The organism is Marivirga sp., from assembly GCF_024636815.1.
In the GTDB taxonomy this organism is placed as follows: Bacteria; Bacteroidota; Bacteroidia; order Cytophagales; family Cyclobacteriaceae; genus Marivirga.
Map to the genome: position 1 here is coordinate 1 of NZ_JAGXGF010000143.1, position 5,798 is coordinate 5,798.

At 33.3% G+C, this 5,798-nt stretch carries 5 protein-coding genes; all 5 read right to left on the reverse strand.

The genetic code is table 11. The features are described 5' to 3' along the window. On the reverse strand, positions 1-1,045 hold a 1,045-nt coding region (locus tag Q0L29_RS10725), incomplete at its 3' end, for an N-6 DNA methylase (protein WP_296621547.1). Further along, on the reverse strand, positions 1,046-1,840 hold the full coding sequence (locus Q0L29_RS10730) for a hypothetical protein (RefSeq protein WP_296621549.1): 795 nt from the start codon (positions 1,838-1,840) through the stop codon (positions 1,046-1,048). It lies immediately after the preceding gene. Beyond that, the gene (locus Q0L29_RS10735) at positions 1,841-2,962 is read right to left on the reverse strand and encodes a hypothetical protein (protein ID WP_296621550.1); all 1,122 of its coding nucleotides are present in this window, start codon (positions 2,960-2,962) and stop codon (positions 1,841-1,843) included. It lies immediately after the preceding gene. After that, positions 2,955-5,258, reverse strand: coding sequence for an ATP-binding protein (locus tag Q0L29_RS10740; protein ID WP_296621551.1), 2,304 nt, complete (start codon positions 5,256-5,258; stop codon positions 2,955-2,957). Before Q0L29_RS10740 ends, Q0L29_RS10735 begins: the two co-directional genes overlap by 8 nt. A gap of 4 nt (positions 5,259-5,262) precedes the next feature. Beyond that, positions 5,263-5,478, reverse strand: a complete 216-nt coding sequence (locus tag Q0L29_RS10745) for an XRE family transcriptional regulator (RefSeq protein ID WP_296621552.1) — start codon at positions 5,476-5,478, stop codon at positions 5,263-5,265. Positions 5,479-5,798 lie beyond the last annotated feature (320 nt).

Genomic DNA, 5,798 nt, shown 5'->3' on the forward strand with positions numbered 1-5,798 from the left:
CTTTTAATGAGTCTAGCAGTGAGTAATCAATTGTGTTATAAGATAATTTATTGCTCCTTAACAATCCTATTGAAGATAGCTGAACGTAACTTAAATAATCTGCATGATTTTTCTGAACAAGACAAATACAGGTATAGGTAGATCGCGACTGAAAGACTTGATTACTACCAAAATCAATTAATTTGAAATTAAACTTTTCATTTTGAAAATACTCTCTTAATGCTCGACCATTCACACTCTTAAAAAAAGTGTTCATCGTAATAAACCCTAAAACTCCATTATCTTTTAATATTGAAAGGCCAATTTCAAAAAATGGAATATACAAATCAGGATGTCCAGTTGAACATACACTCCAGTTATCTAAAAGTTTCTTTGATTCTTCGTCTATGTTCCTTGAGCACACATACGGAGGATTACCAAGAACAATATCAAAACCTGAGAAATTTTCCAAATGATTTACCCACTTAAAACTTAATGCATTGCCTTTAAATAAGTTGAAATTAAAACGGTCTGCATCCTCGCCTGATATAACTGCCAACAGAGTCAGTAAAATCTTTGATCGAGAAATTGAGTATTCTTGAATATCTAATCCAAAAATATTCTGTTCTATAATTTCCTTATAAGTTTTACTCGTCCTTTTTTTTAATAATTTAACTGCTTCATATAGAAAACCAGAACATCCACAAGCTGGGTCACAAATCAACAACTTATCAAAACTATTACAACTACTAAGTGCTGCGTTGGTAATATATTGACGAACCACTTCAGGTGTATATATTGCCCCTGTAATTATTTTCTCTTCCGGTGAAATAACGAATTCAAAAAGTTCAATAAGTTTCTCAAAATTCTCAAGCTTATCTATCGCTAAAAACTCTGCTAGATATCTATAATCTGAATCATTTTTTTTTATAAATAAGCTCTTTAAGAGATGATTGTTTGGATTTTCGAGATTATTTGAAATTAGAAAGGCTGAAATAACTAAACGATCAATCTTTATAGGGTCGAAGGAGTATGACTTAAGATATGTAAATAATCCATTTTTCATTTATACCAATTGAGGACAGATTTTTTTGCAAATCCAATTACTATTTACATCATGGAACTCAAAATGCTTGGCAAGACTCGCAACAAAAGGCTTAATTGTTCTTGCTTGTGAACTTCTTATAATCCTCAGATATCTGGGATCTCGTTTTAATTTACGCCAAATATCTGGCGCAAAATTGGATAAAACGAAATCTACTCCAGCGATAAAATCCATCGGATAATGCATAAACCTCGGACTGTCAATTATCAATTGATTTCCAAAATTTCTTTGCTTTATTTTGTAGTCATCCAACTTTCTACCGCCAATTTGAAAATGATAAATTGGATGAACTTCACTTGATTCATTCTCTCCCTCAATATGCCTATCTAGATGGTAAGATAGAATATGTTCTTTCCTTTTCCGAGAATTACCTTCAATTACAATGTTGAATTCCAAATGGCTAAATGGGTCCCTAATTTCTTTTGATGGATCAAAATATAAACCATTTAGATTTATGCTAAAGTCTAATGAGGCATCTGTAATCCTTTTAGGATATTGTAAATTACCAGACAAGTCAATTTGTATAACAAATCCTTTAATACTGTATCCCCAACTGAAAGGACTCGCTATTTGTTCATCAGATTCATCTTGCTTAATCCTGGGTAAGCAATTTCTATCTTTTAAAGACCTAATAGCCCTGTCGATAGAGTCAATGGATTTTTTTTGAATATTAGCTGAAAATAACAAGGATTTCAATAACTCCAACTCATTCGCCAGCTCTAATCGATATTTATAGTTTGATTTATCAATTTGCATTTAATCTATTTTTTTTCTAGCAGCTACCAAACGTCCATTATCCGATGGATGAATTTTAATTCCCTTTTTAGAAATCAAATCTGGTTCTGAGACAACTGCAAATAGCGAAACGTATGAATAATCTTGCCAAGGTTTAGGCTCTTCTTTTCCACTAATCTTAAATCCTTCAAATGGGTCCAACGGCTTTTCTGTCACTTCACATATATTCCAGAAGACACTACTTTCAAATAATTTGATTGGTTTAGCAGCTATAAGTCCATCAATACCAGTATTCTCAACTAATAAAGACACTCTTGATTTTGCATCTAAGCTTGCTAGATTATCATTCGTGATATCTTCAAATATGTCCAATACCTTATCATTCCACCATCTTACCCAGCTTTCATGATAGATTCCATGATAACGTGCTGTTTTAAAGAAGCTATCTTTTAGTTTCATCCAACTTTCACCGGATTCCTCAATATCCACACCAAGCCTTGCTGCTAAGGTTAATTCGTTAATTAAAACCCCAGTTGGCTGGACAATATCTTTAAAAACCACTCTCGCTACTTCATGAATTGGAGGATCTTCTTCCGTTACAAACCTTGATAAAATACGCTCATCAATTTCCGAATAATTTCTATCCAAAAATTTGTTGAAATCTTTTATATTCGTTGCTAGATGCCTATATCCATTAATCAGAGAAACTATCTTATCGATAGTCTCTTCATTTATATCGTCTTTTAAAAATGTCCAATCAAATAAATCATGACTTGTAAAATCACGACTAAAGGATATTTGAATTTTATCTTCGGTGGAACATAAAATAATAGGAACATCAGGTAATTTACCTTCTGTCGCGTACGTCCTAATCATCTGTGCTAATGGAGGCGCTTGGTACTTAACCTGAAAAACATCGCCTTTTCCATTGGCAACATTTTCTTGAGGTCCATTTAGTTGTAGATCAAGTATCAGAGCAACACACCCATCTATTTCTTCTTGCAGTCTATCAATCTGATCTTCAAAGCTTTTTGGTTTACTTAATACTACTTCAAGAGAACCTTTTGCTTCTAACTTCTTTCGGATAGGTTGGGTTAGATCATCCTTCTCGTCATCAATATATAGAACTCTATATTTACTCATAGTCTTCGATTTCAGTTTTTGGTAGTTCAATTCTTATAGTAGTCGAAAAATTGTCTTTGGGGCTAGCAACAAAGACTTCACCTCCATATCCCTCAATAATATCTTTTACAATTTTTAATCCTAATCCAGTGCCTGTTAGCTCCTCTGTTTCAGCAGAATTGCTTCCTGATGGATTACTTGTAGTGTAAAAAGCTTCAAATATTTCTTCTTCTTTACCTTGCGCAATTCCAATGCCGTTGTCCGAAAACTCTAGATAAACCTTATTCTGTATTTTTCCTGCCTCGATATGTATTTTTCCTGCAACTGATTTTTTCGCAATAGCCTTCTTTGAATTTGTATAGAAATTGAATAGTATAGATGCCCATTCAGAAGAGTGCATTGGACATGTTAAAAGATTATAACCTTTAATATCGGGTTTATCTATAATTATATTGCTTCTTTCTAAATCAGGAGTAATAATTTCAAGGAAATTTGAAATTGGTTCTCTCAGTTCTATCGGCTTTAATTCCCTATTAACATTCTTCGAAATCGCATCTTTAAAAAAGGACGTATAAACTGTAAAAGCTTCAAGGTTTTTTTGTAGTCGATTCCCTGCATTAATTCCTTCAGAATCTTCAACTAAGCCTGTTAAAAATTCTGCATCATACTTAAATGCTGGTTCATAATGACTAACTTCGTGAACAAACTCTCCAATTGTTAGACCTAATCCTGCGAGGATCCGTAATAGTTGTATTTCCTTAAGAAGCTCCTTTGTCTTTAGTTCTTGTTCTCTTGTTTCTTCTTCATGTGTCTCTTCAAGTTCTGTTAACTTGTCATTGATTGTTTTTAGTGTTACGGTGATAACCCCTCGGTCATCCTTTTTTACATCTTCAAACTTCTTGGGTTCATCATTAATTAATTCCCCCATTTCTTTTTTTACGTCATTAATAATTTCTCGCGATGTTTTTTTGTTCCAGTCTTTCTGACCAGCTGTTCCTTTCTTCTCTCTGAAATGTGAAATTTTGATTGCAACGTCAGTAAGCACTTTATAGCCAAAATCTTTAAGTTCTCTGAGCGAATCAGTTTCCAATAATCCTTCTCTACTTGACTGTTCTTGAAAATATTTACCATCTTGATCTAAGACTTCAACAAAACCGAAGAAATTAATATTTGCGTGAGGAGCAATAATCGAACGCCTTACAACAGAGGCATCTAATCTTAACCAATCATCCTGAGGTTCTCCATATGGTAATACCCGAAAGCCATTTCGGTATAATCTTATCCCAGCATATTCTCGTGCATTTTCTCTAATGTATTTTTCAACCGATTTTGAGATCAAACCAGCGTTCCAGATAAAATAATAAGCTTTAAAATGAACATTACGCAACGATTCATATTCTTCATCTCTATCTTTTCTCCCTATAAGATATACTTCTTCAGGAATAGCTAATTTGTCACTCTTGAAAGAATAATATCCTTGTCCTTGGTCATCTACGTATGCTTCAATTTCAGCCAGAGCATGCTGAAAAAATGCACTTTCTTCGTCAACAATTACGCTATTGTTCCTATAAAAAGTAACTTTAAATCCAGGGTCATTTTTACTTTTCTCAAATCTTTCTGATAAAGGAAACGGCTGTAATAAGTCAGTAATGTATTTATAGGCTCTATTAATCATTGCATTAGACCAAGAGTCTCTAACATTTTCAATGAGTAGTGTAGTGCCTTCGTCCTGATCTTTTTCAATTTCTTCAATTGAATTGGATATTAAAAATAAATTGGAATCCATTTCATATCTATCCCAATTAATCGTTACTTTCAATGCCTTTTCAGCATGTAAAGTTTGAGTTATGATTGTAAGAATTTGACCTATTCTTTGAGTTGCAAATCTACCAATACCCTTTTGTCCAGCCCTTGTCCTGGTATATCTAGGAGATTTAGGATTATGTATTTTATCACTTGACGAAATAGTCATAAAACCCTTTATCAATTGTTCTCTAGTCATACCAAGACCATTGTCCTTTATTGTCAAATGCCCTCCAACTTGATCGCAATTCTCAAAAAACAAATCAACCGTTGTAGCATCTGCATCGTAAGCATTTTTAACCAATTCAGAAACAGCAGTTTCATGTCTACCTACAAGTTCTTTTCCTAGTCTATTAATTACACCAGCATCTACGGAAAACCTTACATTATCTTGATCTAGGCTTGCAATTTCATGTGACAAAGAAAGAATTAAGGTATTATCAGAGTTCTCTTTTGTTAGCTCTTCGTTTAATTTCCTTTTTAAACTTTCCAGTTTGATAATATCAGTTTCCATGCCGTTAATTTTGAAGAGTTAAATGATCGCAATCTGCTTCCAGGACCTCGCAGGGAGAAACATCTTTAGCAATAGCATTAAGATACACCTCGTGGGCTCTTTGTTGAGTTGAAGAATTAAGAGTCAATTCGCTTAAGCTAGAGGTGCTAATTCCAGTACGTTTGGAAACTTCTGCTTTATTGATAGATTCCTTACTTAAGAAAGTTCCAAGTCTAGTCATATTAATTTATATTTTCTGCAAACAAATATAGAAAACTAGTATTAAAATACAGTGTTTCTGAACCATTGTCTTTCATCGAAGGGGAAAATCGCTGTTTTGAAAGCTGAAACTTTAGTTTGTACTATGGGATTTCACATTAATTGTGAGATGCTGATTAGTATAAAGAGTTATATCGATTTAATAGGCCTTAGACACCTACCATCATAAAAAACTCATGAAGCTTTAAATTTTTTGCTTCACAAATTCTCATTATCGTTATTAATGCTATTTGATAGTCTTCGTCGTCCCTGATTCGACGAACAGTTTTCTCGTCAATGAAA

Excerpts from the sequence above, each read along its gene's own strand:
- Q0L29_RS10740 (WP_296621551.1), bottom strand. The coding sequence starts at position 5,258 with ATGGAAACTGATATTATCAAACTGGAAAGTTTAAAAAGGAAATTAAAC.
- Q0L29_RS10730 (WP_296621549.1), bottom strand. The coding sequence starts at position 1,840 with ATGCAAATTGATAAATCAAACTATAAATATCGATTAGAGCTGGCGAAT.
- Q0L29_RS10745 (WP_296621552.1), bottom strand. The coding sequence starts at position 5,478 with ATGACTAGACTTGGAACTTTCTTAAGTAAGGAATCTATCAATAAAGCA.
- Q0L29_RS10735 (WP_296621550.1), bottom strand. The coding sequence starts at position 2,962 with ATGAGTAAATATAGAGTTCTATATATTGATGACGAGAAGGATGATCTA.